The following is a 14315-nucleotide window of genomic DNA, read 5'->3' on the forward strand; positions in this document are numbered from 1 at the left end:
GTTCCTTAACTCACCAGATAACTGAGTTGTTTGGGGATGTCCTCCTCTTCGCAATAGTTATGTGCCGCTAAAATCTTGATATCGTCCAGAACTCTCTTACTGCCTTCAAACAATACCGTTTGATAACCCTTGTCCGCAATGGCTCCACCGGCCTGCAACATGCTCATGACTGATTTCGAGCTATACTTCTCCCCATCCACTATAAGAAATAGATCTTCATCATATTGCCGGGCGATGAGAGACACATAGGTGGAAGGTCGGGCATGAAATCCAAGGGGTTTCGGAATCGAAACTTCAATGGTTTCAGTTTTGATAAAATTTTTGATTATTTCCTCAGCCAACTCACTGCCATTATTCATGAAGTGATTGCTGTAATAAAATCCAAAATTAATGATCTGGCTAAGAAGCTCAGTTTTATTGACCATTTCGGTTATTTTACTTTTGCACTCGCCAGGGCGGATTTCATCTTCATGCCTCTCATAAAAATGACATAACCACAGGACCACTTCCATAAGATGCAGGGTCATGGAAATATGTCCCCGGAGATTTTTAATCATCGGGTATTCGTACTCTAACTTAGTATTTTTTATGTAGGTGTCATAATCCGATTGCAGACTGTGCACATCTTCCTTTAAAGCACGAGCCTTTCTTTCGTTAATTTTATACGGGATCATTTTTTTTAGCGTATCCAGGTCGTCTGTATAGGTAATTTTTACTTTTTGCATTACTTTGGAGACTTCCTGAAGTTTATCGCAGAGCTCAATGATTTGCTCTTCCTCATCTTTTACTTCCTCTTCGGCAATATTACGGGGAAGCCGCTTATTGGATTCGATATCAGAAAACTCATTTGGTGAAACGGACTCTGAGGGAAAAATAAGCCCGTTTATATTCGCTGATTGGATGACTTCTTTATAGATATTCAGGATAGATAAATTCAAAAACTCCAGGGCATTTTGGGCATGAGACTGAAACTGGTCATAATTTTCTTTAGATTTTTCTAAATTGTAAAAAGGGTAACGGTCGAGTAAATGTTTTATGAAAAATGCGGAAATCCCCAGATTCCGAATGCAGGCAACATATTCGGTGAAAAAAGACCATTTTTTATTTTCACGCGCTCCAAATTCATCCAAATAACTTTCCAGAAGTTCTGCTTCCTGAATGAGGTTTGAATAAAATGTTCTGGATATCCCGCTCCCCAATTCCATCCTGGAGGTAAAGGAGTTATAAAATTTGAAAAAAAACGCGCTGGGTTCCTGAACAAGAGCAAGAAATTCTTCCTCGCTGATAAACTGCACAAGAGACTTTGGTTCCACGACTTATCTCCACAATGTTAAATATTACAGGGGCCGACTTGTCAGGCTCACGTATTAAATTTTAACATTATTCACCGCATAAAACGAACCTAAGAAAGATTCATAAAACTCTATCGGACTCCTGGAATTGGACAAACGACAGTAAAATATGGGTTCCCGGATGGGATTGGAATTTTCAATGCACCTTAATTATCAAGGATGGTGGAATTTTTGAAAACTTTTGGCGGGAAGATATTTTTGCCAAATTTGGACATGGGATTCCGGGCCGACTGGAATGGTGAAATGGGAAAACATGAAATCGGGTATGGAGGGGGGAGTGATGAGTTGCATTCCGATTTCTTTCAGGGACTGATTACCCTTTTTAAGATTGCAGGGCTTGCAGGCGACCACCACATTCGTCCAATTGGATTTTCCTCCCCTGGATTTTGGGTGTACATGATCCACGGTGAGCAGGTTGCCCGAATGCCCACAATATTGGCAGGTGTAGTTATCCCGCTTGAGAATATTTTTTTTGCTGAATGAAACGCTGGTTGCTCTATTGCGGCGGATCATTTTCAAAGTTCGAATAACCGCAGGAAGGGGGTAAGTCAATGTAGGAGACCGGACGACATAACCGTTGCTTTCAAGGTTTTCGGCTCTGCCGCTTAAAACCATGATGATGCCGCGCTTTGCAGTACAAAACTGAAGCGGCTCATACGAATAATTGAGAACAAGAATTTTGATGGCATCAAACATACTGTCTCTTCGCCCTTAAACCAAGTTAACAGAATGGTTTACGGAGTTTACAATTTAGACGATCTACCTGTCAATATGAATCCCGGTTAGTTTTTGATAAGGGGTGAAGCACCCGGCAGTGTGAGACGGGGTGCCTTTTGCCCTTAAATTACCGGGATCAAAGGATATTTCCCCTACCAAGCAGATTCTCAGTGTCCAGAGCTTGCTTAATTTTTCTAAGCTCATCCAGCGCCTGAGGCCCGACCATTTTAGCGAAATAGGATTTTTTTAATTTTCCGACCCCGTGTTCCGCGGAAACCGTGCCACCCCATTCTAAAATTTTATCCACCAGCCGATCGTAAGTGGACCTTGCTTGATCGATTTCTCCCGGTCCCGGCAGTAGATTGATGTGCAGGTGGTTATTCCCCAGATGCCCGAAAACAACATATTCTAATCCACTTTTAGAAAGTTCCCGGCGATAAAAATGCATCATTTTCATAAAATGCTCGTCGGCCACCGCCATATCGGTTCCAATTTTCACCCGCCCCAGCCGACTGTTTTCTTCATTGATGAGTACCGGAATATCATGACGGAAATCGTGGAATTTTTGCCGGTCCTTATCATTTTGAGCGAACCATGAATCATCCAGCGGAACATTTTCCGCGCTAAGAAACTCAAACCAGGATTCCAGGACGAAATCATAGTCTTCCTTTTTCACGATGTCCTGTTCAAAGAAAAGGGCTGAGCGGGCGCTATCGGGAATATTGCCATGAGTTAGTTTGAGTTTTTTCAGGGAAAAATTGTCGAAGTACTCCAGGGCGCAGGGAGAAACCAAACTGTCTTTCAAGAAACGAATTTTTTCCACCAGTTCCCAGCAGGATTCCTCGCTGTCGAAAAACAGGATTCCACTGACAAACGCCTCTGGCCGGACAAGTAGTTTCAAACGAATCCGTGTGAACAGAGCTAACGTGCCGTCCGAGCCAATGAAAAGGTCCAGCCAGTCCATTCCCGGTTGGACGTAATATCCCGCCGCATTTTTAAAGTGCGGAATTGCATAGTTGGTTTTCGGAAATGAAATTTCTGTCCCATCGTCCAGTACAAGTGACTCTTTAATGGATTGCCCTCTCCGAATGGTTACCGATTTTCCATTAGCCAGAACGAGGTCGGCCTCCACCACATAATCACGGGTCACACCAAATTTATAGCTTCTGGAACCGGATGCATTGGTTGCCATCGTTCCGCCTAGCGAGGCCAGGGTCTCCGTGGGATTGGGAGGGTAAAAATAGGGAGTGGATAATAAATGGTTTTGCAGATTTTTCAGACTGACCGCCGGGCCGACATCGATCGCGGAGTTTTCAATGTCACCAATGGCATTGAACTTTTCCAGCGAAATGATGACCCCTGATTCAGGAATCCTGGATGCCGTTAAGCCGGTTCCCGCCCCGGAAATTGTTATCGGACGGTCATTAGACTTGAGAAATTGCACCAATTCCTGAGTGGTTTCGGGAATGATGACTTCATCAGCGCATCCCCCTGAATAATTGGATGCGTCTTTCAGATAAGGGGCAATTGTTTGCGGGTCTATTTTTCGAATCATAATTAATGAGGATCATCACTTGCGGGTCGATTCCATCAATCCATTGGCTTGCGGCGGCAGAAACCCCATATAACCATTGTGCCGCTCAATGAGCTCCAGAACTGTATACACTTTTCCGTTCCGCTCCTCCGGCTGGGTGAAAATTTGCCTTAGATCGGTCTCGGGTTCGCCGACAATGTTTGCGGCAAACTGGATATTCCTTTTCTTCATGGCTGCGATGGCGGCATCAATATTTTCCACAAGAATGGCGATATGATGAAAGCATTGATCTCCGTGGGCTTCCACCCAACCGGGGATGAGACTGCCTTGACCACGTTCCCCTGAAAAAGCCTGGTCGATGAATAAGGAAGGATAACCCGGCTTCCGGTAAACCTTGGCCCACCAGGTATCGAATTCCAGCACCCCGATAGATTCATCATAGCGGAAACCAAGGTCAATGACTTCCTGAGCCCTTTTATCGACATCGAGAGTTCTCAGGGTGCAATGGTCGACCAGGGGCATGAGTCCAACACCAGAATGTTTTAACGATTCAGCCAGATCACGGGCCGCCTGGTTACCGGCAATGAAGTTCTCTATATAATCGAAAAAAAATTTATCGGTCTCAGTGTTCATATCAGCCAGCCCTATGCATCCTGCCTGGGGTTTTTCTGATCATTTATGGAATCTTCCTCTTCCTGACGCTTTTTATCCAGATGCATTTTTGGCTGGTTATGAATAAATTTGGCATATTTGGGCAAAAGAATGAGCATCCCCACAGTGAATATACTTCCCATAACCATTATGAGCGTTTCCACAAATCCTCCTGAGTATTGAATTCTATCCGATATCTTTAATATTCTAACATGTTGGTTAAACGATGACTTATCTAATATATAGCAGGTTGCTGAAAAACTATTTTCGCTACCCACAACTGTCACGCTGAGCTTGTGGTATTTTACCTTTGCCTTCATGCCCCGGAGGGGTATGTGGTATTTCACCTTTGCCTTCATGCCCCGGAGGGGTATATCGAAGTGTGAGAACAGCCTTTATTATCAAGGTCATACTCCGACAGGCTCAGCATGACAACAGTGAAAATCCTCGTGTTTCGGACTTTTTCAGCAACCTGATAGACTTGCTTTGAAAGTCCCGATTCATGGGAAGGTCCTGCCTCGATCCAGCTATCCTTGCTTCTTCAACTCGTCCAACGCCAGTGTTTCCGCGTCTTCCAGCTTTTCTTCCGCTAAAAGCTGGTTTATTTCCGTATTTAATAAAATCGATTCCAGAAACTGTTTCCTGGCATCCGGTGTGGAAAGGACTGCTTTTATTTTTTCTCTCAACAGAAATTGCAATTGAATTTTTAAAACATCCTCTTTCTTAATTAAATCATTGAGAACGGGTTCCACTTTTTTTCGTATCTGTTTAGCCATCAGCGGACTTTTACCACCCGTGGAAATGGCAATCTGAACCGACTTATGTATATTCATCACCGAGGGATGATTGAAATCGCTGACTTCGGGATCATCCACCGCATAGGCGAAGCATCGGAGCTTTTTGGACTCTTCAACAATTTTCCTATTTAATTGTTTGTCGTCAGTGGCGGCCATTACCAGAATCAGGCGATGGTAATCATTTAGAAAACTTCCTTCGGAAATTCTTCCTTGTTTTAACAGAACCCTTCCGTTTTTTTCCAAAGCCTTGATTTTCTTTGAAAATTTTTCGGAATGGACAATAATTTCACAATCCTGAAAAAGTAGCGCTTCCACTTTGCGGGTAGCTTCTTTTCCTCCTCCAGCAATAACCACCTGTCTGCCTTTAAGGTTTAAATCTACAATCATGGGAATAGAGCAATTATTGACAAAACTAAGGTTCTAAATGCCCAATGATGCTCACCGGCCCATCATTGGACTTGTTGGATTCATGGAAAATATTTATTCCATAAAAGGAATCGTATCATAATGAACTATCATAGCACTGGGATTATTCATTGAAAAACCAGAGTTATTGTAATAATAATGGTTTATTTAAACTATAATAATGGGGAGTCTCGCATGCGCTACCAACCCTTTTCAATTCTTCTTATTGCTTTGATTTTTATCCCCGGATTTTTTTTCTCCGCATCCCCGGCCTGGGCGGAAAAACCAGTAGAGGATATTTATTTCGGAGATACGAAAAACATGCCCCCGGCATGGTTCAGCCATAAAGAACATACGGACACAGGCCTTCAATGTGACAATTGCCATGATGGACTATTTTTAAAGAAAAGAGGCAGTACAGACATCAATAATGCGTTGACCATGAAAACCATGCAGGAAGGCAAATATTGCGGAAAATGTCATGATGGCGTGCATGAATTTAAGGTCGGGCGATCCTGTTATAAATGCCATGTTAAAAGGAAGTAAATAACATTAAGCCTGTGAGGAAACTTTTCAAAATTTCTTATCTTCCCATTCCAATAATATCCTGCCTTTGTTTCCTGTTTTTTTCCAGAAGCTCCTTTGCAGCCGATGAGCCGGAAACAATAGATGGGTAGAGTCTCTCAATTATGCAGGCAACCGCTTGACAGCCCCAGGGCGCAAACGTATCCTGAAGCATCTGTAAATTTCCTCAAACCAACCCCAGACATCTATGGAAAACTTATTAAATAAAAAAACTAACAGAAATCAGACAGCGGTTATCGGCGACGTCACTCTGAAGATGAGTGTCCCTGACGCGACACAACCCGAGTGGATCGGCCAGAATGAGGTTTTGAAGCAGATTCTGGCCTGCTGGCTGGTGGTGGGCGAAAAGGACTTCCCCCTTTCTCCGCGCATCGTGGGCATGCCGGGAATCGGAAAAACCACGCTGGCGATGGTTGCGGCTTTAAAGCGTGAACAGCCCTTATACATATTTCAATGCACCAGCGATACCCGCCCGGAAGACCTGCTGGTCACACCCGTTCTGGCGGAATCGGGAAAAATTTCCTACCACGCCTCGCCGCTGGTGAGCGCCATGATCACCGGGGGCATCTGCATTCTCGATGAAGGCAACCGCATGAATGAGAAAAGCTGGGCCTCTCTGGCGCCGCTGTTGGACCACCGCCGCTATGTGGAATCCATTATCGCCGGCATTCAGATCCACGCCCATGAGGAATTTCGCGCCTGCGTCACCATGAACCGCGATGAATCGACGTTTGAGATTCCCGACTACATCTTATCGCGTCTGCAACCGACGCTTCCACTGTCCATGCCCAATCATCAGGATGAAATGGCTATTTTGCGCTATCATCTGCCGTTTGCCGAGGACGACCTGCTGAACATGACGGTCGATTTCTTACAGCAAGCGCATCAATTGGACCTGGATTTTTCTCCCCGCGATGGCATCCACATTCTGCAATATGCTCTCAAACGGTTGAGTCAGGATAAGGATCACCCGCTTGGCAAAGATGCATTCTGGAGAGAAGCCGTGATCCGGGTATTGGGTGAAGATGCTCTGGACCTCGACGGGCTGGCTTCCAAAAAGCGACGGGCGCTCGGTTCCGACCGATTGCCGATGGGCCTTGGAGATTTCTTTTTCGATGAAGACAGCCCCCTCCATCCAGATAGCGATTAATCCCGTAATACGGGATAGACAATGAAAAACAAAAAAGATATTTTTACTATCAGCGATAAAATCCGCGTCCTTCCCGTCGTGCACGGCAGCGGCAATTACACGGCGCAGGTGCGGGAAGCCATATTGTCCGCAGGCGGAGATTGTCTGGCGGTGGCCCTGCCGCCGGAATTTCAATCGACCGTTGAGCAGGGTCTCAAACTCCTTCCCGCAGTCACCGTGAGCTGTCTGGAGGAAGCGGATGGAACCCGGAATTACGTTCCCATTGACCCCAGCCAACCGCTCATCATGGGTCTCAGAATAGCCCGGCAAGAGGGCATGGACACCGCGTTCATCGACTGGAGCACGGCATCCTTTGAGCCGCGGCAGATGCATTTCCCCGATACCTTCGCCCTCAGTGGAATGTCTCTCGAAAAGTTCAGCGCCGCTATTCTTTCGACCCTGAAACGCCCCAAGTCCGGCAGTCAGCATGAAAAACGAGCCCGCTGGATGGGCTATCAACTCCATCGTCTGGAGATGGACTATTCCAAAATCATCTTTATCTGTTCCATTCTCGATTGGCCGTGGGTCAAGGAAGCCTATGACGAACGGCTGGAATATTCTCCGCCGGAGATTATCGATGGAACCCCGCATCTTTACGGGGTGGATAACAACACCCTGCTGTTTGCGTTGACGGAATTTCCCTACATCACCTATCTCTATGAAAAACGACGGCAGGAAATGCGTTCCGACCGGGATGTGCAGATCGACGGGGTCAAGGAGATCATCCTCCGCGCACGGGAGATTTTCCTGAAGAAGAAAAAGGTGCGCTATCATAATTTGTCCACCCAGTCATTTCAGGCGTATTTACAATACGTACGCAACCTGACCCTGATGGAATCGCGGTTGATGCCGGACCTGTACACTCTGGTCACGGCGGCCAAGCAGATCGGCGGCGATCTGTTTGCCATTTCGGTTCTGGACGCGGCGCGGGAATATCCTTATCCGGGCAATGAGTCTCTTGATAGTCTCTCACTGGGGATCAATCAGGCGGTATTCGACGAAGATGAAAAAACACCCGTTTCCATGAAAAACCGGCTTTCGGAATTGATGCTGGAATGGCGGACACTTAATCTCAAGCCGGAACCGGACATCAAAAAGCAGGAAAACTGGAAATACCGTTGGGACCCGCATGGCCAGTGTTCCTGGCCGCCAGAGGATGAAAAAATTGAAAGCCTCAACACCCATGTCCGCGAACAATCAAAACTTCTGCTGAGCAACGATCTGGCCCGAACGGAGAAATTCACCTCCTCCGTGAAGGACGGCATCGACATCCGCGATACTTTAAGAAACTGGCACACGGGCGATATCTATGTGAAGGAAATTCCCCCGTCCCGTGGGCAGGTGGAAATCGTCGTGTTCCTGTTCGATCCCGAACCCGACCCCAAGCAATACACCTGGCGGCAGACCTGGTACGCCGAACATGACAATGAGTCCACCCTGTGTTTCTTCGCCACCGAGTATATGAATAACCTGATAGGCCCCGGAGTCGGCGAGGCCAATTATGGCGGTTGCATGATGATATACCCACCGCGGCCCATCTTCAATATTTGGGAAGACCCGAATATCTATCTGGCCGATACGCTGGAAGAAAAACTGCTGGAAGCGGCGTTTTACCATTCCAGGGAAAAGCACGTCACCGTCGTGTCCCCCTGCCCTGCCCGACCCAGCTGGCGGCAGCTGGCACGTCAGTTCAAGAAAAACCTCATCCACATCCCCATGAAACGGTTTTCCAACCAGACCCTGGAACGCGTCCGCCGTTTTCATGTATTGAACGGCAAGGAGATCCGCTCCTTCGCGCAACGCTTTATTCAGGATATTTAGTCCCCGTATCTCATGCAAAATGTTACAATTTGGCTAATATTTAATGAAGAAATTTAGTCCAAAATGGGCTTTTTATCCGTAAATAGACACAGGGTTTGAACGTTATGCGTATCAATAAAAACAATATTAAATATCTTGAGGGGAACTATGCTGAAACTGAAATTTGTTGCATCAATCGCAGAACGAGATATTGATCTTTTGCTCATGGAAGAGATTTCAGTAAGTAATGAATTCCGTGAGTGGTTCTCTTCTCGTGTTTTTGGTGAACCAATTTTTCAATAAACAATCGGTGCATGGCATTCTGTGTCGGATGCAGATCGAGAATCCGATATAGTTTATATTTTTGAAGGAATAAGCGGGGAACGTATAGCAATCCTTATCGAAAATAAAATTGATGCCCCACCACAGCAAGATCAAGGAGAGCGTTATCACAAGCGTGGTGAAAATGGACTTAAGGAAGGAGATTGGGACGAATATAAAACATGCGTGATTGCTCCTGATAAATATTTATCATCATCAAAACATTCTGAAATTTATGACATTGAAATTAGCTATGAAGAGATATTAGCTTACTTTCAATCGCGTCGCCATCGCGATGAACGATTCTCATATAAAGCACGAATTCTTCTTGAAGGGATCGAGAAAAACAGAAAGGGTTACCAACCAAAATACAGTGAAGAAATGACAAATTTTGTGATGGACTATCACACATTTGCAGCCGATAAATGCCCCAAACTCGGTATGCAGGAAGCCAAACCAAGACCGGCGGGAAGTACGTGGGTTATGTTTTATCCAGACGCTCTTTAAAAAAAAAAATCAATCTAGCTCATCAGCTCACTAAAGGGCTGGTAAAGGTATTTTTTAAGGGTCAGGCAGAAGCTATCGATACACTTAAAAAAAAATATGATTCAATTCTTCCCAGTAATGCATTTATTACTTTAGCTGGTAAATCTGTTGCTATCTCTGTAAAAGTTTCAAAGATTGACCCTTTGTCAAAATCCTTTTTTGAACAAAAAGAAAAAGTAGAGCAGGCATTGCAATATTTGATGACACTAGAGGAGTTGGTGTCTGAACATGGCAACATTTAACAATCTCATCCAGAAGATATCTAAAAGGGGCGCAACACTTCCTCATCTAACTTTAAATGACCTTTACCGGAACAAACCGCCTCAATCTTGAATATTTCCGAAAAACTCCTCTCTTTTTTTCTCAATAGACGCTTACAAAATACATCATCCACACTTTTGTACGTGTCCACTAACTCCAAGGATCTCAATATATCCATCAACTGTCTAAAATAATAGCCATAATCGCCCGAAAAGTATAACCCCGTCCGCATTGACAACCCGCCAAATAATAACACCCCACGAAATAAACTGAAAAATTGGGCTTTATTTTGACCCTCATCAACTCCAGTCTTTGGCATGGTGAGTGCATCCTTACTTTATTACTCCACATAAAAATAAGTCTACTTTTAAAGGACTCTCCAAAACAATCAATGAGGTGATGGAATGACAAGCGAGCGAAGAGTTTTCAGTTTGATCCTGGGGATTGCGGTCCTCTTTATTTTTGTAATGCCGCAAGGGATAATGGCCGGTGAAACCCAGGTAACAAAAGATCTCAAATCAACGATCGATCAGGTCATCGTGATTGTCAATGATGAGAAATTGAAGGAAGATCCGGAAAACCGCCGGGAACAACTTCGCCAGACCATCAACAAACGGTTCAATTATAACCAAATGGCCGTTCGGGCGCTTGCTTAAAACTGGAGCCCCAGAACTCCGCAGGAAAGAGACGATTTCACCCGCTTGTTCCGGAAACTTTTAGAGAAGTCCTACGCCAAAAAAATTGAAACGTTTGGGACCGGTAAAGTCAGTTATAAGGATGAAGTGGTTAAGGGAAAATATGCGATGGTTCAGACAACGGTCCAGCAACAGGGACAATCCGTCAGCCTGGATTACAAATTGACCCTGGAAGACGGTGAGTGGAAAGTCTATGACTTTGTGATCAAAGGCGTCAGCATCATTAGTAACTACCGGAACCAGTTCTCCAAGGCGCTCAAAAAAGATTCTTTCGAAGATTTAATGAAAAAACTGGAAGAGTCCGGGGAAGAAAACGTTATTTAGTTCGTGTTAAGCCGAGTACGGCGAAGTTATCGAAATGATTGATGTCAGTTCAGATAATCCGTCGGCCCACGGTCGCTAAAGGAAAACAGGTTGTTTGCATTCCTCTGTGTCAATCCTAATGACTCCTGCAACCGGTCGGGGAAGGCCTGATCGCAATCATGGAGGTATTTCATCACGGCAATCATCCAATCCGCTTCGCGGGGGGCATGGATGACGGCTATATTCTGATCCTCATACTCTTTGCAAATTGAATCCGCTGCCTTGCTGATACCGGGCAGCGTTTTTTTATTCTTAATTGTTAAGGGACGAACCGGGTCCACCTGGATGATTTCCAGCCCCCGATATTCTTCCGGGATATCCTCGGTGATGAACTCCTTAATAGGAACTCCGATTAAATTGGTCAGTCCCGGTCGCGCAAGGGAGGCTATATAAAGAGGCGCTCGCTTAATCGCCGCGTGCTCGGCATATCCTTCGCGGAGAATGGTCGTGTTCTTATCCTCTTCTCCAAAGACCACAAAATCCCAGCGCCCGTAGGTCATGCTTTTCTGCCGCTGAATGACGACTGTTTCTTCAACGGCTTTTTGAATGGCATCGAAAACCTTTTTATCTTTTGTTCTCAATTTGAACTGCGGCATCCTGACTCTCTCCTGAAAATTGTTCAAATGATTATAGTACACATTGCTGAAAATATTGTGGTGTGGATCACTGAAAACAAAATGATTTTGCAATGGCAACCGCCGCCGCCCCTTTGCATCCTGATAATTAAATTCAACCGGAACGGTAATTTTGTTATACTTCCACGTCCTTTAAGTGGCGTGAAGCCGAAGGAGTCCATTCATTTTCCTACCAAACTTCCTTCCCAGCGCATGGAAAATAATAAAAAAGTGAGCAAGGCGGCAGGAGCCGTCAGCGGCATGACCCTCATTTCCAGGATTTTTGGAATGGCGCGGGATTTAGCGATCGCCATGCAATTTGGTTCCTCCGTCGCCGCAGACGCTTTTTTCGTGGCTTTCCGCATCCCCAATATGCAGAGGAAAATTCTCGGCGAAGGAGCGGTCAGCGCGGCTTTTATCCCCGTGTTTACCGACCTGTTGAATACCAAGGGGGAAAAAGCCGCCTGGGAAATGACTGCCAATCTGCTGAATATTGTTTTCGTCATTCTGGTAATCACCACCTGCGCTATATTCTTTTTCAGTCCTGCAGTCATTACCGTGTTTGCTCCTGGTTTTCTCGATGATCCCGAAAAATTCGCCCTGACGGTGAAACTGACCCAATGGATGGCGCCTTATTTGATCTTCATCGGACTCGCATCATTTTGCATGGGCATCTTGAACACGTTCAATGTATTTGCCTTGCCTGCCGCCGCACCCGTTCTGCTCAATATCAGCATGATTCTTGGAATTTTTTTCGTGTCTCCGCTGATGGAGGAACCCATTTTTGGATTGGCCGTGGGCGTCCTTTTAGGTGGGGTTTTGCAATTGCTGGTGCAACTGCCGGAAACCTTTCGCAAGGGATTTACGTTTGTCAAAACATTCGACGTCAAACATCCCGAGATCATTAAAATCGGCAAATTAATGGTCCCGGTCATGTTCGGACTGGCGGTTTACGAAATTAATATGCTGATCGACACCCTTCTCGCTTCCTTGCTTCCCGGTGGTTCCATCTCCTATTTGTATTACGGAAACCGGCTGGTGCAATTGCCGCTCGGAGTTTTTGCCGTCGCTCTGGGAGTGGCCATCCTGCCCATGCTGTCCCGGCAAGCCGCCAACAAGGATTTTGCCGAGCTGAAAAAGACGCTTGCCTTCGGAATACGATTCATTCTTTTTATCACCATCCCGGCAACGGTGGGGTTGATCATTCTGCGATTCCCTATTGTTAACGCACTCTGGGAGCGGGGAGAGTTTTTGCGCGCCTCGACCGACGGAACAGCCATCGCGTTATTGTATTATTCGCTGGGGCTGTGCGCGTTTGCGGGCATCAAGGTGATCGTTCCGGCTTATTACTCGTTGCAGGACACAAAAACGCCGGTAAAGATTGGCATCTATTCGATGCTCCTGAACATCGTATTGAACCTGATTTTAATGGGGCCCTTGCAACATGGGGGGCTGGCGCTGGCGACATCTATTTCGGCCCTACTCAATGTTTTATTGCTGGTTTATTTTCTGAAAAAACGTTTGGGGCTGATCGGCGGACGCCTGATTCTGATTTCCACCCTCAAGCTGGCTTTGTCGTCCACCCTGATGGGAATTCAGATTTATTATTGCGACCTCACCTTTTATGACCCTCTAGCTTCGCTGGGAGAAAGGGTTTTTGTTTTGCTGGGCTGTATTTTTACGGGAATCTTCACCTTTGGATTTCTTTCCTACCTGATGAAAAACGACGAGCTTATTTTCCTTTTGAGTCTGTTCAAAAACCGCCGGCGAAAATCCTGAATTAAACTGATGCCCCTTGTTTTCATCCATTCTTCCTCTATAATGTCGGGCCAACACATTTACGAAAGGAACGTTTGCGAATGATTGCTTGCCTGGATCTTGAAGGAGTATTGATTCCCGAGGTGTGGATCGCTTTTGCCGAGAAAACCGGAATTGAAAAGCTCCGCCTGACGACCCGTGATATCCCCGATTATGACGTACTGATGCGGGGACGATTGAAAATCCTGGAGGAAAATAATCTAAAACTATCGGACATCGAAGACGTGATCCGAGGGATTTCTCCGTTGCCGGGGGCCTATGAGTTTTTGCAATGGCTGCAATCCGAGTTTCAGGTAGTCATACTGTCAGATACGTTTTATGAGTTTGCCGGTCCGTTGATGGCGCAACTTGGCAATCCCACACTTTTTTGCCACAGTCTCGTGCTGAATAAAGAAGGAAGCATCGTGGACTACCGTTTACGCATTACTGATGGCAAAACCAAGGCCGTCCGGGCGTTTAAAAATCTCAATTTCCAGGTGATCGCCGCAGGGGATTCTTATAACGATACCGGGATGCTGCAAGAAGCCGATGCCGGGATTTTGTATTGCCCACCGGACAATGTGATCGAAGAGTTTCCGCAGTTTCAAGTCACCCGCAATTACGTGGAATTTAAAGATGCGCTGATCATAACCCGGGACGGATTGCTGAAAACTGCAAACTCATAGCC

16 protein-coding genes and 1 pseudogene are annotated in these 14315 nt (G+C 45.7%); 10 read left to right on the plus strand and 7 right to left on the minus strand.

Annotated elements, in window-relative coordinates; genetic code table 11:
* Window positions 1-5 precede the first annotated feature (5 nt).
* From O3C58_01150 to O3C58_01175, 6 genes are all read right to left on the minus strand, one after another.
* Window positions 6-1313 (minus strand): HPr family phosphocarrier protein, encoded by a 1308-nt coding sequence (locus tag O3C58_01150; GenBank protein MDA0690470.1) that lies wholly within the window; start codon window positions 1311-1313, stop codon window positions 6-8.
* Between the two features lie 192 nt (window positions 1314-1505).
* Window positions 1506-2048, minus strand: coding sequence for an HNH endonuclease (locus tag O3C58_01155; GenBank protein MDA0690471.1), 543 nt, complete (start codon window positions 2046-2048; stop codon window positions 1506-1508).
* A gap of 157 nt (window positions 2049-2205) precedes the next feature.
* Window positions 2206-3624: an FAD-binding oxidoreductase gene (locus O3C58_01160; protein MDA0690472.1), complete on the minus strand. Its 1419-nt coding sequence runs from the start codon at window positions 3622-3624 to the stop codon at window positions 2206-2208.
* Window positions 3625-3639: 15 nt separating this feature from the next.
* The gene (locus O3C58_01165) at window positions 3640-4236 is read right to left on the minus strand and encodes a hypothetical protein (GenBank protein ID MDA0690473.1); all 597 of its coding nucleotides are present in this window, start codon (window positions 4234-4236) and stop codon (window positions 3640-3642) included.
* Between the two features lie 11 nt (window positions 4237-4247).
* On the minus strand, window positions 4248-4418 hold the full coding sequence (locus O3C58_01170) for a hypothetical protein (protein MDA0690474.1): 171 nt from the start codon (window positions 4416-4418) through the stop codon (window positions 4248-4250).
* 363 nt (window positions 4419-4781) lie between these two features.
* Window positions 4782-5438 (minus strand): bifunctional precorrin-2 dehydrogenase/sirohydrochlorin ferrochelatase, encoded by a 657-nt coding sequence (locus O3C58_01175; GenBank protein ID MDA0690475.1) that lies wholly within the window; start codon window positions 5436-5438, stop codon window positions 4782-4784.
* Window positions 5439-5651: 213 nt separating this feature from the next.
* Between O3C58_01175 and O3C58_01180 the strand changes: the two genes are divergently transcribed.
* The 8 genes and pseudogenes from O3C58_01180 (at window position 5652) to O3C58_01215 (ending at window position 11177) form a co-directional block, all read left to right on the plus strand.
* The gene (locus tag O3C58_01180; GenBank protein ID MDA0690476.1) at window positions 5652-6002 is read left to right on the plus strand and encodes a hypothetical protein; all 351 of its coding nucleotides are present in this window, start codon (window positions 5652-5654) and stop codon (window positions 6000-6002) included.
* Window positions 6003-6228: 226 nt separating this feature from the next.
* Complete coding sequence (locus O3C58_01185; GenBank protein MDA0690477.1) at window positions 6229-7191, plus strand: AAA family ATPase; 963 nt, start codon at window positions 6229-6231, stop codon at window positions 7189-7191.
* Between the two features lie 21 nt (window positions 7192-7212).
* A complete protein-coding gene (locus O3C58_01190; protein ID MDA0690478.1) occupies window positions 7213-9051 on the plus strand; it encodes a hypothetical protein in 1839 nt (612 codons plus the stop codon).
* Between the two features lie 147 nt (window positions 9052-9198).
* Window positions 9199-9333 (plus strand): hypothetical protein, encoded by a 135-nt coding sequence (locus tag O3C58_01195; protein ID MDA0690479.1) that lies wholly within the window; start codon window positions 9199-9201, stop codon window positions 9331-9333.
* 21 nt (window positions 9334-9354) lie between these two features.
* Window positions 9355-9858, plus strand: coding sequence for a PD-(D/E)XK nuclease family protein (locus O3C58_01200; GenBank protein MDA0690480.1), 504 nt, complete (start codon window positions 9355-9357; stop codon window positions 9856-9858).
* The gene (locus O3C58_01205; protein ID MDA0690481.1) at window positions 9828-10139 is read left to right on the plus strand and encodes a hypothetical protein; all 312 of its coding nucleotides are present in this window, start codon (window positions 9828-9830) and stop codon (window positions 10137-10139) included. The genes O3C58_01200 and O3C58_01205 overlap by 31 nt, the downstream gene beginning before the upstream one ends.
* Window positions 10140-10562: 423 nt before the next feature.
* Entirely contained in the window at window positions 10563-10814 is a 252-nt protein-coding gene (locus tag O3C58_01210; protein ID MDA0690482.1) for a hypothetical protein, read from the plus strand.
* Between the two features lie 15 nt (window positions 10815-10829).
* Window positions 10830-11177 (plus strand): annotated as a pseudogene (locus tag O3C58_01215) (ABC transporter substrate-binding protein).
* A 44-nt stretch (window positions 11178-11221) separates the two neighbouring features.
* On the opposite strand, the gene O3C58_01220 reads toward O3C58_01215, so the two are convergent.
* Window positions 11222-11812 (minus strand): hypothetical protein, encoded by a 591-nt coding sequence (locus O3C58_01220; GenBank protein MDA0690483.1) that lies wholly within the window; start codon window positions 11810-11812, stop codon window positions 11222-11224.
* Between the two features lie 27 nt (window positions 11813-11839).
* On the opposite strand from O3C58_01220, the gene murJ reads away from it, so the two are divergent.
* Window positions 11840-13609 (plus strand): murein biosynthesis integral membrane protein MurJ, encoded by a 1770-nt coding sequence (murJ, locus tag O3C58_01225; GenBank protein MDA0690484.1) that lies wholly within the window; start codon window positions 11840-11842, stop codon window positions 13607-13609.
* Between the two features lie 80 nt (window positions 13610-13689).
* The gene (gene thrH / locus O3C58_01230; GenBank protein ID MDA0690485.1) at window positions 13690-14313 is read left to right on the plus strand and encodes a bifunctional phosphoserine phosphatase/homoserine phosphotransferase ThrH; all 624 of its coding nucleotides are present in this window, start codon (window positions 13690-13692) and stop codon (window positions 14311-14313) included.
* Window positions 14314-14315: the final 2 nt, after the last annotated feature.

It is taken from the genome of Nitrospinota bacterium, assembly GCA_027619975.1.
Classification (GTDB): Bacteria; Nitrospinota; Nitrospinia; order Nitrospinales; family VA-1; genus JADFGI01.